This window comes from Saccharopolyspora spinosa NRRL 18395, from assembly GCF_000194155.1.
In the GTDB taxonomy this organism is placed as follows: domain Bacteria; phylum Actinomycetota; class Actinomycetes; order Mycobacteriales; family Pseudonocardiaceae; genus Saccharopolyspora; species Saccharopolyspora spinosa.
This window is the reverse complement of the sequence record NZ_GL877883.1, coordinates 54,572-68,772: the sequence shown is the minus strand read 5'-3', so window position 1 is coordinate 68,772 and position 14,201 is coordinate 54,572. Positions and strand designations below refer to the sequence as shown.

The following is a 14,201-nucleotide window of genomic DNA, read 5'->3' as shown; positions in this document are numbered from 1 at the left end:
CGACGTGCTTGACGTCAACTTCTTCGATGAACTCCGCATCGGCCTCGCCACGGCCGACGACATCCGCCAGTGGTCGTACGGCGAGGTCAAGAAGCCCGAGACCATCAACTACCGCACCCTGAAGCCGGAGAAGGACGGGCTCTTCTGCGAGAAGATCTTCGGTCCGACCCGGGACTGGGAGTGCTACTGCGGCAAGTACAAGCGGGTCCGCTTCAAGGGCATCATCTGCGAGCGCTGCGGCGTCGAGGTCACCCGAGCCAAGGTGCGTCGTGAGCGGATGGGCCACATCGAGCTCGCCGCCGCCGTGACCCACATCTGGTACTTCAAGGGCGTCCCGTCGCGGCTGGGCTACCTGCTCGACCTGGCCCCCAAGGACCTCGAGAAGATCATCTACTTCGCCGCCTACGTGATCACCTCGGTGAACACCGAGATGCGGCACAACGACCTGTCGACGCTGGAGAGCGAGATCAGCGTCGAGCGCAAACGCGTCGCCGACCAGCGCGACGCCGACCTGGAGGCCCGGGCCCAGAAGCTCGAGGCCGACCTGGCCGCGCTCGAGGCCGAAGGCGCCAAGAGCGACCAGCGCCGCAAGGTGAAGGAAGGCGCCGAGCGCGAGATGAAGCAGCTGCGCGACCGCGCGCAGCGCGAGCTCGACAAGCTCGACGAGATCTGGGAAACCTTCACCAAGCTGGAGCCCCGCCAGCTCATCCCCGACGAGATGCTGTACCGCGAGCTCTACGACCGGTACGGCGAGTACTTCACCGGCGGCATGGGTGCCGAGGCCATCCAGTCGCTGCTGTCGACCTTCGACATCGGCGCCGAGGCCGAGCTGCTGCGCGAGACCATCCGCAGCGGCAAGGGCCAGAAGAAGCTGCGCGCCCTCAAGCGGCTCAAGGTCGTGGCGGCCTTCCAGGCCACCGGCAACGACCCGAGCGGCATGGTGCTCAACTGCGTGCCGGTCATCCCGCCGGACCTGCGTCCGATGGTGCAGCTGGACGGTGGCCGCTTCGCCACCTCCGACCTCAACGATCTGTACCGCCGGGTGATCAACCGCAACAACCGCCTCAAGCGACTGATCGACCTCGGGGCCCCCGAGATCATCGTCAACAACGAGAAGCGGATGCTGCAGGAGTCCGTGGACGCGCTGTTCGACAACGGCCGTCGCGGGCGTCCGGTCACCGGCCCGGGCAACCGGCCGCTGAAGTCGCTGTCCGACCTGCTCAAGGGCAAGCAGGGCCGGTTCCGCCAGAACCTGCTCGGCAAGCGCGTCGACTACTCCGGCCGTTCGGTCATCGTGGTCGGCCCGCAGCTGAAGCTGCACCAGTGCGGTCTGCCGAAGGAAATGGCGGTCGAGCTGTTCAAGCCGTTCGTCATGAAGCGGCTGGTCGACCTCAACCACGCGCAGAACATCAAGTCCGCGAAGCGGATGGTGGAGCGCCAGCGCCCGCAGGTGTGGGACGTGCTGGAAGAGGTCATCGCCGAGCACCCGGTGCTGCTCAACCGTGCTCCCACGCTGCACCGCCTCGGCATCCAGGCCTTCGAGCCGCAGCTGGTGGAAGGCAAGGCCATCCAGCTGCACCCGCTGGTCTGCGAGGCGTTCAACGCGGACTTCGACGGTGACCAGATGGCGGTGCACCTGCCGCTGTCGGCCGAGGCCCAGGCCGAGGCCCGGATCCTGATGCTGTCCAGCAACAACATCCTGTCGCCGGCCTCCGGTCGGCCGCTGGCGATGCCGCGTCTGGACATGGTCACCGGCCTGTACCACCTGACCCGTCAGGTGGACGGTGCCAAGGGCGAGGGCCTGGCGTTCTCCTCGGTCGGCGAGGCCATCATGGCCTTCGACCGCGGGGCGTTGGACCTGCAGGCCAAGATCAAGATCCGGCTGCGCGACGTGGTGCCGAACAAGGACCAGCTGCCGGAGGGCTGGGAGCCCGGTCAGCCGTGGCTGGCCGAGACCACCCTCGGCCGGGTCTGGTTCAACGAGCTGCTGCCCGAGGACTACCCGTTCGTCGACGACCTGCTGCCGAAGAAGAAGCAGGCCGCGATCGTCAACGACCTGGCCGAGCGGTACCCGATGGTCACCGTGGCGCAGACCCTGGACAAGCTCAAGGACGCCGGTTTCCACTGGGCGACCCGTTCCGGGGTGACCGTGTCGATCACCGACGTGGTGGTGCCACCGGCCAAGACCGAGATCCTGGACAACTACGAGGCCAAGGCCGACCAGGTCGAGAAGCGGTACCGCCGCGGTGCGCTGTCCTACCAGGAGCGCAACGCCGAGCTGGTCAAGGTCTGGACGGCCGCCAAGGACGAGGTCGCCGAGGCTATGGAGGCGAACTTCCCGGAGGACAACTCGATCAGCATGATCGTGAAGTCCGGGGCCGCCGGTAACATGACCCAGGTCGTCCAGCTGGCCGGTATGCGTGGTCTGGTGTCGAACCCAAAGGGTGAGTACATCCCGCGCCCGATCAAGGCGAACTTCCGCGAGGGCCTGTCCGTGCTGGAGTACTTCATCTCCAACCACGGTGCCCGCAAGGGTCTCGCCGACACCGCGCTGCGGACCGCCGACTCGGGTTACCTGACCCGTCGTCTGGTGGACGTCTCGCAGGACGTCATCGTCCGCGAGACCGACTGCGGCACCGAGCGCGGCATCCGGATGCCGATCGCGGAGCTGCTGGACGATGGCAAGCTGCTGCGCGACGCGCACGTGGAGACCAGCGTCTACGCCCGCACCACGGCCGACGACGTCACCGACTCCGACGGCAACATCGTGCTCGCCCGCGGTTCGGACCTGGGTGACCCGGCGATCGAGAAGCTGCTCGCCGCCAACGTCACCAAGGTCAAGGTCCGCAGCGTCCTGACCTGTCAGTCCGGCGTCGGTGTCTGTGCGGTCTGCTACGGCCGTTCGATGGCCACCGGCAAGCTGGTGGACGTCGGCGAGGCCGTCGGCATCGTCGCTGCCCAGTCGATTGGTGAGCCCGGTACGCAGCTGACGATGCGTACGTTCCACCAGGGCGGTGTCGCCGGTGACGACATCACCACCGGTCTGCCGCGTGTCCAGGAGCTGTTCGAGGCCCGGGTCCCGAAGGGCAAGGCACCGATCGCCGACACCTCGGGCCGGATCCGGCTGGAGGACAACGACCGCTACTGGAAGATCACGATCATTCCGGACGACGGCGGCGAGGAGATCGTCTACGACAAGCTGTCCAAGCGGCAGCGGCTCGCGGCGATCTCGGTCGACGGCACCGAGCGACAGGTCGCCGACGGCGACCACATCGAGGTCGGCCAGCAGCTGCTGGAAGGTGCGGTCGACCCGCACGAGGTGCTGCGCGTGATGGGCCCGCGCGAGGCCCAGCTGCACCTGGTGCGCGAGGTGCAGGAGGTGTACCGGTCGCAGGGTGTGGGCATCCACGACAAGCACGTCGAGGTCATCGTCCGCCAGATGCTGCGCCGGGTCATCATCATCGACTCCGGTGCCACCGAGTTCCTGCCCGGTTCGCCGGTCGAGCGCTCGCAGTTCGAGGCGGAGAACCGCCGCGTCGTCTCCGAGGGCGGCGACCCGGCGTCCGGCCGTCCGGTGCTGATGGGTATCACCAAGGCGTCGCTGGCCACCGATTCGTGGCTGTCGGCGGCCTCCTTCCAGGAGACGACCCGCATCCTCACGAACGCCGCTATCGAGGGCGCGAGTGACAAGCTGGTCGGTCTGAAGGAGAACGTGATCATCGGTAAGTTGATCCCGGCTGGTACGGGCATCAACCGGTACCGCAACATCCAGGTGCAGCCGACGGAGGAGGCGCGGGCCGCGGCGTACGCGATCCCGTCCTACGACGACAGCTACTACACCCCGGATGTGTTCGGCACCGGCACGGGTGCGGCGGTTCCGCTGGACGACTACGACTTCGGCCGCGACTACCGCTGAAGTTAGCTGGTTGACCAAAGGGCCCCTGTCCGACTCCTCCGGACAGGGGCCCTTTCCCATGCCGCGACGAACAACGCCCCATCCCGGAGAGCCGTGCCGGAATGGGGCGTTGTTCGTCCAGTGTCAGAGGTCGAGCTGGCCTGACTTGACGGTGGTCAGGAACGTCTGGAGCTGGGCCTTGGTGAAAACCAGAGCACCCTGCTCGGGGGCCTTCGAGTCACGAACAGCAGAAACGCCGGGCAGGTTCTGCGCCAACTCGACGCACTGGCCCTGCTCGTGGCTGCGGCTCGACTTGCGCCACAGGGCGCCGTTGAGTTCGGGCATTTCGACCTTCTCCTTGCAGATGTCTCACAGGGACATCGCAAGGCTATCCATGAACTCCACAGATTCTTCCAGAGAGAGCGCCACGTTCCGTATCCGCGCGAACACCTCGGTGTAGTGCTTGATGTCGGCCGGTCGTTCCAGCCACACCGCGCCGCGCTGGTTTTCGAGGTAGACGGCATCCATGTCGTCGAAGCCTTCTGGGAACCGGATCATTGAGAACGAGCTGTTGCCACCGGGATAGGCGCCGATGCTGAACGGTACGACTTGGATGGTGATGTTGGGCCGCTCGGCTGCTTTGACGAGGTAGCGGAGCTGATCACGCATCACGTCGGGGCCGCCGACCATACGGCGCATCGCCGCCTCATCGTGAATCACGTGCAAGCGAGTCGGGTGGTTAGCGCGGTTGACGCGCTCTTGCCGTGCCTGCCGCAATTCAACGGCTCGTTGGATGCCGCGTTCTTCGCCGTCCGGTCGAACCGTGAAGAACGCCTCGGCGTATTCCGGTGTCTGCAACAGGCCATCGACTGCGGTAGCCGAGTAGTTCCACAGCTCGGCGGCGTCGGACTCCAGCCCGACGTACTTCTCGAACCAGTCTGGCATGTTGTCGGAGTACATGGCCCACCAGCCGCGTTCGTTCGACTCCTCGGCCTGGCGCACGAGGTGGTCGGACAGCGGCGCCTCGACACCGTAGAACTGGCAGAGCAGGCGAACGTTGCGCGGCAAGATGACCTGCTTGCCGCCTTCGATGCGGTTGATCGTGGTGACGGTCAGGCCGGCGTATTTGGCAGCTTCGGCAACCTTCTTCCCGACCTGTTCTCGCAACGCGCGCAGCTCGCGCCCCAGTTCCCGGCGGCGCAGGTTCGGCCCTGGCCCTTCATCGTCCAACAGGTCATCGGTCAGGTCAGCCATCAAGTACTCCCTGGTAACGCGAATTCTTCGGTTGTTCCACATCCTGCCTGACAAGTGTTCACATTGGATTCGCCTGATCAGGTAATTGATCCTATGTGTACACATTGACTACATTGATCAATGTGCCGCCGGGGTATGTGAGGACTCGAATCCGGCAGCGCCGCCCGTCCCCCCGGTCTTGCAGGGACAGCAAATGGCGGGGCGGGCCTTCAAATCGGGCCGGGGTGGTGACTTTCCCCGACCTCCACCACGCCGGTCCCCTGGTGGCCGGGCGCGTGAACGCCCCCTCCCCGTGCGCCCGGCCACCGCCCACAAACAGAGCTGTGTTTTTCAGTAATGGAGGTTGTTCATGTCCGACTATCTGACTTACGTCTGGCGTCCGGTCACGGGAGGTCGCCACGCTTTCCCCATCACGGCAACGAAAGTCCCGGCAGGCGACCAGGTGGTGGCGTTCTGCGGTGCGGAATCGAATGCGGTGGAGCTGCATGATTGGTCCGAAGTGGACTGGATTCGCGAGGGCACCTGCATGGACTGCTGGCACGTCCTTACGATTCGCCCCTGCCCTTGACGCACTCTCGCCCATCCGAAGGAGCGCCACCGTGTTCTGGATCCAGTTCAGTACGTTCGTCATGTTCAGTCTGCTGATCTTCGCCGTGCTTGCCCAGCACCTACCGGAATGGCGCATCGGGTTCGTGGCGGGTCAGCATGCCGGAGGCGGCGAAGGCGACTACACCGTCTGGCATCTCATCGCCGACATCGAAGCCGAGAATGCCGAAACCAGCGTCGCCGGACAGCGCCGCTTCGACCACGAATTCCCCGAGATACCACCGAGGTTCCCCGAATCCGACCCCGACGAATCCGCCTGTGCGGACGACCAGCACGCCGGGCGACACCATCTCCGCGAGGAGCCTCCAGACGATCCCGTTCGCAGAATCTCGTAGCGCGGCATCAATGCCCACCAGCTCGGCGCATGTGGGAGTAGGCCAGTTCCCTTCCGCACCCCTGCGGCTTTTCGAGGTGAGGGGCACCCTTGGGTGGCATAGCCGCTCAAGGGTGCCCCTCACCTACCATCTGATCGGGCAAGGTTGTCGGGTGGTTGGATCGTTGGGCGCTCGGCGGCTACGGTGTGCGGCGGTGATGGGAGGCGGGATGAACCAGCCGGGACAGCAGCCGTGGCAGCAACCGATGCAGGGGCAGCCGCATTCGCAGCCGATACAGCCTCCGATGGTGGGTGATCCGTTCCAGCAGTGGGCGGCGCAGCGTGGTTGGCGGATCGCGCGGGATGTGCCGGAGGGCGTTCTTAACCAGCTGTCCGGATCGCCGTTCCACGACTATAAGCAGCGGGCGATTCCGCTGTTGCTCGCGGGTTTCTACGAAGGCATGCCAGCGCTGGTGGTGCAGATCGCGAACTCGTACAAGTACACGGCTACTACTGGTTCGTACTTTTCGACCACTACCGACCGGCAGGTCACCACGTCGAAGTCTGGCACTGCCACGTCTATGACCAGCGTTGCGGTGCTGGAGCTGCCATCGCCGGTCCCGGAGCTCTTGGTCCACCAGCGGAGCGAGAAGCAAGGCGGGCTACTGGGGCTGCTCGGCTTCGGCCGCTCCAAGGGGAACTCCCAGGGGGAGCCGATCGCGACCGTGCAGATCGGCGATCCGAGCCGATCGACGGATGCGTTTACGTACAGCATTTCCGGAGCCAGCCCGGAATACGTGCAAGCCGTGGTAACCCCGGAACGCCTGCACTGGCTGTACCAGTCGTTCGCGACCTATGCGGGCAAAGATGTTCAGCCCAGACCGTACTTCCGCTTCTCAGGGCGCAAGGTGATGTGCTGGGTCGGCGAATGGCTGTTCAACCCGAGAGCGATCGATGATCTGCTCGGCTGGGCGAACTTACTGACCGGTTGGATTCCGCCCGCCGCTTTCCAGGACCCCGCTGGCACAGAGGCCGACCGCCAGCACATTCCCTTGCAGCAGCTGCAACTTTCGTCCAGCTGATTTGTTCGAGCGGAGGGCAGGGTAGGGGGCCTCCACTCGAAACTGGATCAGATGGTTTACCAGTTGAGGTCGCCGCTGATCGTTTCGTCCGGCGGGACGTTGGTGAAACCGCCTCCCTGGGCCTGCTTCTCCAGGGCATCAGCGGCGGAGCCGAGTCCGCTGGCCACCTGGTTGAAGCCGGACTTGGCGAAGTCCTTCGCGCCGTAGGATGGATCCTCTCGTTGATAGGTGACCGGGTTGCCGTCGGCGTCGCGAACGACTCTTCCTGCCTCGTTCCGCTGGGTGATGTTGCCGTCGTTGTCTATTTCCGTGACGTGCCCGGACTTGCCGTCGACGGTGTAGCCGCGGTCTTCGGCTTCGGATTGGTAGCCCTTCCCGAGTTGGCCGACGACTTTCCGCTCGTCGGCGGTTTCCTTCGTCACGCCGCCGAGGATTTGGCTGCCGATGTCGGCGGGGCTCTTGCCGCCGTCTCCGCCCGGTTTTCCGTCGGTGATCTGCTGGACGCTCTCGTAGATGCGGATCGCGTCGAGGATCGCCTTGATCGCCGTGATCACGTCCATGATGTGGCCGATGATCTTGGTGATCTTCTGGATCTGCTGGGCGGCTCGGGCGCAGGTGATGCCCGCTTCGGCCGTGGTGACCGCGGTGGCCGCGGCGATGGAGCCGCCGAAGGTCGGGCCCGCCGAGGCCGTTGCCGTGATCCAGGTAGTGATCGCCCAGGTCAGGAAGTCGGCGAGGATGCCCTTGATGACGCCCTCGGCGGCTTCCATCATCGTGCCGCTCATCTGGAGCAGCTGCGAGAGGTTGTTGGCCTGGCCGCCGGTGGCCTTCACGCCGTCGATGAACTTGGCCATCTTCTTGCGCAGGGCGTCGGCGGCTTCGCCGTCCCAGCCGGCGAGCTCGTCGTCCAGCTTGTTCGCCAGGTTCTCGGCGAGCTTGTCGATGTCGCCCTGCACGCCGGCGAAGGCTTCCGCGCCCTTGGCCAGGGCTTCGCTGTCGCCGGTGACGAGCTGGATCGCGTCCCGCACCGGGGCCACGAAGTTGATCACGAACTCGACGCCGGTGCCGATGAGGAAGCCCATTGGGTCCAGCGCGAAGCTGGTCGCGCTGGACAGGTAGCTCTCGATGTCGCCCTTGAGCGCCTCGACATCGCCCTTGCCGGCGTCGTCGTTGGCCTTGATGATGTCCTTGACGAACGGCAGCTTTCCGAACGCCGAGGCGTCGACCGGCGAGGCCGCCGGGTTGAGCGCGCTGTTCTCGCTGATCGCTTCCGCGTTGCTGGTCACCAGGAACCACCTCCGCCACCGCCGCCGGCGGTCTTTCCGATGTCACCGATGATCTTGCCGAGTAGCTCCGCCATCGACTGGTCGGTGGCCTGGTAGTCCTTGCCGCACTCGGTCAGGTCCTCGCCGGCTTTGGTCAGCCCTTCGGCCATCTCGTCGAGGTGCTGCTTGAACTTGTCCAGCAGCTCGCGGTAGGAGCTGTAGGTGGTGGCCAGGCCGAGCAGGCCCCAGGAGACCTCCGGGACCTCCGCCCCGGCGGCCTTGTCCTTGATGGACTTGGCGTCGGCGCTCATCCCGCCGACATTGCCGCCGCAGCGCATGATCGCGTCGGCGGGAGCGTGGTACCCGGGCATGGTCACCGCCCGCCGTCGAGGAAGGTGTCCGGCACCTCGTCGTCGTCCACCGGCGCCTGCTGCGGCTGCTCGGCGTGGCTGCCGAACAGCTCGTCCTGGGTACGCATCACGCGTTCGAGCACGTCGCTGTTCGGCACGTGCTCCTGCACGACCTCGGCCTGTTTGCGGGCGGCTTCGGCGACCGCGAGTTGCAGGGTGCTCATGACGGTGCTGGACAGCTGCGCGGGGGACAGGCGCAGGGCGTCCTGGGTGAACTGGATGTCGGTGACGCCGCCGGGGCTGGCGGTGACGGTGACCGACCGGTCCGCGGACGTGGCAGCAGCCTGGAGCTCGCTGATCTGCTCGCGCATTCGGCTGAAGTCGCCCATCTGCTCTTCGGCTCGGCGTCCAGCTTCCTTCAGCGCGTCAAGTTTGCGTTGCAGATCGTCCAGATCCGCCGCCATGATTCGCCTCCTCGGCCCAGTGGTGATTGGTTCTGATCGGCTATCTTGGTCGATCAGTGGGCTAGGCGGGGCGAGTATCCGAAAAAACCCCGGAGTTGGCTCGATTTGTGAAAACTACTCACTAACGTTGCGGCTGCAGTAATCCGAACTGCTGCGCGCAGTTCTCGGCCAACGTCACCGCATTTCGGTGCGACGGCCCGCAGGCGTGCGTTCGTGACCGGGAGGCACCGGTCGCGCGGCGTAGCATTGTGGCCTGATCGACCGGTCGGAGCCGGAGTTGCGGCCCTTCTGCCGCGTCTGCGAGTCTCCACCGCGCGGGTTGCCCGTGGTAGTTCGGTCGGCGACAGAGCCGACCAGGTCAGGACTGCAGCGGGGCATGCCGTGTCGTCGAGGGGCCGGCACGGCATGCCCTGCTTTTGCAGCTATCAGGATTCGAGCTCGGCGAGGGCCTTGCGGACCCGCTCAACCTCGGCCTCGAGCTCGGCGAGCTTCGCCTCGTGCTGCTGGCGCGCTTCGTTCAGCACGCTCTCGATCGTGTTGGAGATGTCCTGGTGCAGCTCGGCGGCCGCCTTGGACACCGCGGCCGCCGCGACCGGCAGGGCCTGCACGATGCGCTTGCCCGCGTGCATCAGGTCGGCCTGCCACTCGCCATCGGCCGTGCCGGTGACCGTCAGCGTGAGCTCGATCGTGCGGGTCTTCTTGGCGGTGCTCTGCTTGCGGGCGCGCGGCTTCTTCGGCGCCTCAGCGGGCACGGCCTCGGGCTGGGCCGATTCGGGCTGCGACTGGGCCTCCGGCTGGGCCGACTCGGGCTGCGTCGACTCGGCCGGGGCCTGCTCGGGCTGGACCGGCGCGGTCTGCTCGGTGCTGGTCTGCTCTTCGGTCAACTCTGTCTCCTGTGTGTCGCGGCGGGGGAAACCAGAATAGAACAGGTGTTCCCCTTCGGGTGTGCGGACATGTCGGGCGACGCGGCGGTGGCGCCCGATCGGATCACCGTTGCAGAACGGCGACCAATGCTTGCAGCGCGGGGCGGAAGGCGTGCTCCGCGGGGGCGGCGTAGCCGATGACCGCGCCCGGTGGGTGCTCACCGGGCGCGACCCAGTGCGGCCCGAGTACTTCGAGGTCCACCGAATGCTTCCGCGCCCGAGTCAGGACTTCTCGCTCCGTCGGTCCCTCCGGGTCAAGCTGCAAGGTGATGTGCAGTCCGGCCGAGATCCCGGCCGGGTAAGGCCGGTGGTTCGCGCGCATACCGCTCAGCGCATCGAGGAGCTGCTCCCGTCGTCTCCGATAGACGGCGCGCGATCGGCGGACATGCTGATCGTAGGCTCCCGACCGGATCAGCTCCGCCGTGGCCAGCTGTTCGAACAGCGGGGCGTGCAGCCCGCTGTGCTCCTTGAGCGCGCGCACCGGTTTCACCAGCTGCGGCGGCAGCGCCAACCACGCGAGCCGCAGTGCGGGGGCGAGGGTCTTGCTGGCCGTGCCCGCGTAGGCGACGTGGTTGGGTGCCATGCCCTGTAGCGATCCGATCGGCTGGCGGTCGAAGCGGAACTCGCCGTCGTAGTCGTCCTCGATGATCAGCCGGTCATCGGCCTTGGCGAGTTGCACGAGCTCCGTCCGCCGGGCCGAGCTCATGGCGGTGCCGAGCGGGAACTGGTGCGCCGGGGTGACCACAACGGCTCGGCTGAGCTGCTGCCCGACGTCGATGCCGTCGCCGTCGACCGGCACGCCGCGTACCGTCATGCCGAGGCTGGCCGGGATCGCGCGCAGCTGCGGCAGGGACGGGTCCTCGAAGTCGATCGAGACCAGCCCCTGGTCGTTGAGGGCCTTGCTGAGCAGCGACAACGCCTGGGAATAGCCGTTGCAGATGATGATCCGGTCCGGCGTGGTGGCCACCGCGCGCACCCGGGCGAGGTAGTCGGTGAGGGCCTCGCGCAGCGCCGGATGGCCCTGCGGGTCGCCGTAGTCGAGGTCACCGGCGGGGGTCATCTGCAGGGCGCGGCGGCTGGCGGCCAGCCAGTCCCGACGCGGGAAGGAGCTGAGGTTCGGTCGGCCGGGGCGGAAGTCCCAGTGCGGCGCGGGGGTTTCCGGGTGGGTCGGGGCGGCGACCGGGTCCGGGCTCGCCAACCGTTCGGCGACGGTGGTGGGCGCGCCCTGGCGGGACAGCAGGAAGCCCTCGGTGACCAACTGGTCGTAGGCGCGGGTGACGGTGCCGCGGGCGACGCCTAGATCGGTGGCCAGGGCGCGGGTGGAGGGGACGCGGCTGCCGGCCGGGAGGCGGCCGTCGCGGATCGCGGTGCGCAGCGCCTCGGCCAGTTTGCGGCTGTCGGGGCGGCCCACCCGATCCAGGTGCAGATCCAGCGACGTGGACCATCCGGCTGTCACAGCACCCGACCCTACCGAAGCGCGCGATTTGCGGACGCCGACCTTCGGGCGGTCGGGGGCGGGTGCAATGCGCGGCAACACGGGGAACTGGCGCGGCGTGTGCCAGGTTCTGAGCGCCAGCCTAGTGCTTTCCGGACACGTGCGACCCATGCTTCCCGGTCGTGATCGTTGCGACACGGGAATTCCGGTAGATCCGGACCGACGTCGCGCTCCCGGTTGGTACGGTTCCCGCCGCAGGACGAGATCGAAAAGGAAAGCTGTGCCAGAGCTGGGGATCGCGCGCAGTCGCCGGATGGTGTCGCAACATTCCCGCCGGTGCGCGGCGGAGCGGGTCGGGGGACGGGTTGCCTGAGGACTTCGGACGCGACATCGGCGCGGCTGAGCGGATGGTTCGCGAGTGGCAGGAGCGGGCCAACGAGAAAGCCGAGAAGTTCGGCCGGATGCAGCAGGAGATCGAGCAGATCTCGGTCACGGAGACCGCCCGGGACGGCGCGATCGAGGTGACGATCAACTCCGCCGGCATCCTGCAGAACCTCCAGCTCTCCGAGAGCGCCAGCAACCGTCCGATGGCGAAGCTGGCCAACGAGATCATGCGCGCCGTGCAGACCGCGCAGGCCAAGGTTCCCGAGCTGATGCAGCAGGCGGTCGCCGGCACCGTCGGCCTCGAGGATTCCGCCGCGCAGCACGTATTGGGGCAGGCCCGGAAGTACTTCCCGGAGCCGCCGGATGACGACGACGAGCCGCAGCAGCGCGGGTCCGGCCTGCAGGAGATGCGGTACGAGATCGAGGACGACTACGAGGAACCGCAGCAGCGGCGCCAGCCTCCGGCGCCCCCGCAGCCCTCGACTCCGCCGCAGCGGCCCGCCGCTCCACAGCAGCGACCGCCGTCGCGGCGCGGCCCGGACGACTTCGACGACGAAGACTTCGGCAACGGTTCCTTCCTGCGCTGACCGTGCCGTGCCTGACCTGAGGGGCCCTTTGCGATGCCGGACGAGATGAACGTCGTCATTGAGAACCTGCGCACCCATGCGTCCAAAGTGGACGGTGTGGTGGACCAGCTGAACGTCGCCGTGGACGCCTCGCAACAGGTCTCGCTGGACAACGACGCGTACGGCATCCTGTGCCGCCCCTTCGCCTGGATGCTCGACCCGGTGGAGCAGCACGGCGTCGAGACCCTGCAGAAGGCCGTTGAGGCCATGCGGGAGGTCGCCGAGAACGTGCGCGGTGCCGCCGAGGACTACCAGGCGGCCGACGACTCGGGCAGCGACGTGATCGGCGGGATCGAGGTATGAGCAACCCGCTCGTCGCGCAGCAGAAGGAGAACCCGGACGGGCCCGGCCCGCTCACCGCGGGCACCGGTGATGCCGGGTGGGGCACCGGTATCGGCATCGCCGAGTCCATCAACGACGTCGCGTCGCTGAACGACGGTTCGAGCTGGGTCGAGTCCGGCCTGGCCTACGGCGGCCTGGTGATGGAAGCGGTCAGCATCGCCACCGACCCCATCGGCACCCTGCTGTCCTACGGCCTGTCGTGGCTGATCGAGCACGTCGAGCCGCTGAAGGAGGCGCTGGACTGGTTCGCCGGCGACCCGGACGGCGTCAAGGCGTACGGGGAGACCTGGGCGAACGTCTCCAAGGCGGTGAGCGAGGCCGCCACCCAGTACAACGACGCGGTCCAGGCGGACACGGCCCAGTGGACCGGCGCGGCAGGCGACGCCTACCGGCAGCACGCCGCGGAGAAGGGCGAAGCCCTCGCTGGCGCATCGGAGCTCGCCAACACCATCAGCACCGTGGTGACGGTGATGGGCGAGGTCGTCTCGTTCGTCCGCGAGTTCGTCCGCGACCTGGTCGCCGACTGCATCTCGCGGCTGATCACCTACGCACTGGAAGCGCTGGCCCCGCCGGGGGTTTCGCTGGCCTGGGTGGTGCCGCAGGCGGTGTCGTTCATCGCCAAGACGGTCTCCAAGATCACCAAGATCGTCACCAAGCTGATCAAGACGATCAGCAACGTGGCACCGAAGCTGGCGAAGCTGGTCGAGGTCTTCGGCGACATCATGAAGGCCCTCGGCAAGATGGGGAAGCGAGCTGCCGAAGGCGTCGGCAAGGTCGCGGACAAGCTGGATGTCGCGGGCAAACTGGGCGACAAGCTGGCGGAGAAGACCTGGAAGAAGGTCGACGACGTCTTCGGCACCGACGTGGTCGGCAAGCACAACGCCAAGTTCGGCGGCCCGGACGCGCCCGGAGGCGGCTCGGACGGCGACGGCGGCTCGGGGAGCGGGACCGGTAGTGGTTCCGGCTCCTCCGGCGACGGTGCGGGTTCTGGTTCTTCCGGGACCGGCTCGGGTTCGGGATCGTCCGGCGACGGGGGGGACCAGAGGCCGGCCCGTCGGGTGACGGTGCGGGCTCGTCGGGCAGCGGCTCGAACCCGGGTTCTGCGGGCAGCGGCTCGACTGGCTCGGGTTCCACGTCGAGCAGCGGCACCGGTTCTGGCGGCTCTGGAGACTCGGGCCCCGGCGGTTCGGGTTCGCACAGCGACACTGTTTCCGGTGGTGCTGGTTCGCAAAGTGGCTCGGGTTCGCACGGTGGCTCTGACG

Annotated in this window: 14 protein-coding genes; 7 read left to right on the top strand and 7 right to left on the bottom strand. The window is 67.0% G+C overall.

Translation table 11 applies throughout. The annotated features are described in order from the left end of the window. The first annotated feature begins 4 nt into the window (after positions 1-4). Positions 5-3,916, top strand: coding sequence for a DNA-directed RNA polymerase subunit beta' (locus tag SSPN_RS0138320; protein ID WP_010315473.1), 3,912 nt, complete (start codon positions 5-7; stop codon positions 3,914-3,916). A gap of 123 nt (positions 3,917-4,039) precedes the next feature. Here the strand turns inward: SSPN_RS0138320 and SSPN_RS0138315 are convergent, their stop codons facing one another. Beyond that, positions 4,040-4,240: a DUF397 domain-containing protein gene (locus SSPN_RS0138315; RefSeq protein ID WP_010315471.1), complete on the bottom strand. Its 201-nt coding sequence runs from the start codon at positions 4,238-4,240 to the stop codon at positions 4,040-4,042. A 24-nt stretch (positions 4,241-4,264) separates the two neighbouring features. Further along, positions 4,265-5,149, bottom strand: coding sequence for a Scr1 family TA system antitoxin-like transcriptional regulator (locus tag SSPN_RS0138310; protein WP_010315470.1), 885 nt, complete (start codon positions 5,147-5,149; stop codon positions 4,265-4,267). A 349-nt stretch (positions 5,150-5,498) separates the two neighbouring features. On the opposite strand from SSPN_RS0138310, the gene SSPN_RS53200 reads away from it, so the two are divergent. The 3 genes from SSPN_RS53200 to SSPN_RS0138295 all read left to right on the top strand — a co-directional run bounded on the left by SSPN_RS53200 (position 5,499) and on the right by SSPN_RS0138295 (position 7,150). Beyond that, complete coding sequence (locus SSPN_RS53200; RefSeq protein WP_029536141.1) at positions 5,499-5,717, top strand: HC3 family zinc finger protein; 219 nt, start codon at positions 5,499-5,501, stop codon at positions 5,715-5,717. A 31-nt stretch (positions 5,718-5,748) separates the two neighbouring features. After that, the gene (locus SSPN_RS0138300) at positions 5,749-6,090 is read left to right on the top strand and encodes a hypothetical protein (protein ID WP_010315468.1); all 342 of its coding nucleotides are present in this window, start codon (positions 5,749-5,751) and stop codon (positions 6,088-6,090) included. Positions 6,091-6,334: 244 nt separating this feature from the next. Then, the gene (locus tag SSPN_RS0138295) at positions 6,335-7,150 is read left to right on the top strand and encodes a hypothetical protein (RefSeq protein ID WP_148272119.1); all 816 of its coding nucleotides are present in this window, start codon (positions 6,335-6,337) and stop codon (positions 7,148-7,150) included. Between the two features lie 56 nt (positions 7,151-7,206). On the opposite strand, the gene SSPN_RS0138290 is transcribed toward SSPN_RS0138295, so the two are convergent. From SSPN_RS0138290 to pdxR, 5 genes are all read right to left on the bottom strand, one after another. After that, entirely contained in the window at positions 7,207-8,436 is a 1,230-nt protein-coding gene (locus tag SSPN_RS0138290) for a WXG100 family type VII secretion target (protein ID WP_010315464.1), read from the bottom strand. Further along, positions 8,433-8,786, bottom strand: coding sequence for a WXG100 family type VII secretion target (locus SSPN_RS0138285; RefSeq protein ID WP_044577140.1), 354 nt, complete (start codon positions 8,784-8,786; stop codon positions 8,433-8,435). Before SSPN_RS0138285 ends, SSPN_RS0138290 begins: the two co-directional genes overlap by 4 nt. Positions 8,787-8,788: 2 nt before the next feature. Next, on the bottom strand, positions 8,789-9,229 hold the full coding sequence (locus SSPN_RS48005) for a YbaB/EbfC family nucleoid-associated protein (RefSeq protein WP_010315461.1): 441 nt from the start codon (positions 9,227-9,229) through the stop codon (positions 8,789-8,791). A gap of 425 nt (positions 9,230-9,654) precedes the next feature. Beyond that, positions 9,655-10,113: a DUF6319 family protein gene (locus SSPN_RS0138275; protein WP_010315459.1), complete on the bottom strand. Its 459-nt coding sequence runs from the start codon at positions 10,111-10,113 to the stop codon at positions 9,655-9,657. Positions 10,114-10,216: 103 nt separating this feature from the next. Beyond that, positions 10,217-11,608, bottom strand: coding sequence for a MocR-like pyridoxine biosynthesis transcription factor PdxR (pdxR, locus tag SSPN_RS0138270; RefSeq protein WP_010315456.1), 1,392 nt, complete (start codon positions 11,606-11,608; stop codon positions 10,217-10,219). Positions 11,609-11,952: 344 nt separating this feature from the next. Here pdxR and SSPN_RS0138265 point away from each other — a divergent pair, with 344 nt between their 5' ends. From SSPN_RS0138265 to SSPN_RS57330, 3 genes are all read left to right on the top strand, one after another. Then, on the top strand, positions 11,953-12,558 hold the full coding sequence (locus SSPN_RS0138265) for a YbaB/EbfC family nucleoid-associated protein (protein ID WP_010315454.1): 606 nt from the start codon (positions 11,953-11,955) through the stop codon (positions 12,556-12,558). Between the two features lie 33 nt (positions 12,559-12,591). Beyond that, the gene (locus tag SSPN_RS0138260) at positions 12,592-12,900 is read left to right on the top strand and encodes an ESX-1 secretion-associated protein (protein WP_010315452.1); all 309 of its coding nucleotides are present in this window, start codon (positions 12,592-12,594) and stop codon (positions 12,898-12,900) included. Continuing rightward, a partial coding sequence (locus SSPN_RS57330; protein ID WP_010315450.1) for a WXG100 family type VII secretion target occupies positions 12,897-14,201 on the top strand: 1,305 nt, incomplete at its 3' end. The genes SSPN_RS0138260 and SSPN_RS57330, both read left to right, overlap by 4 nt.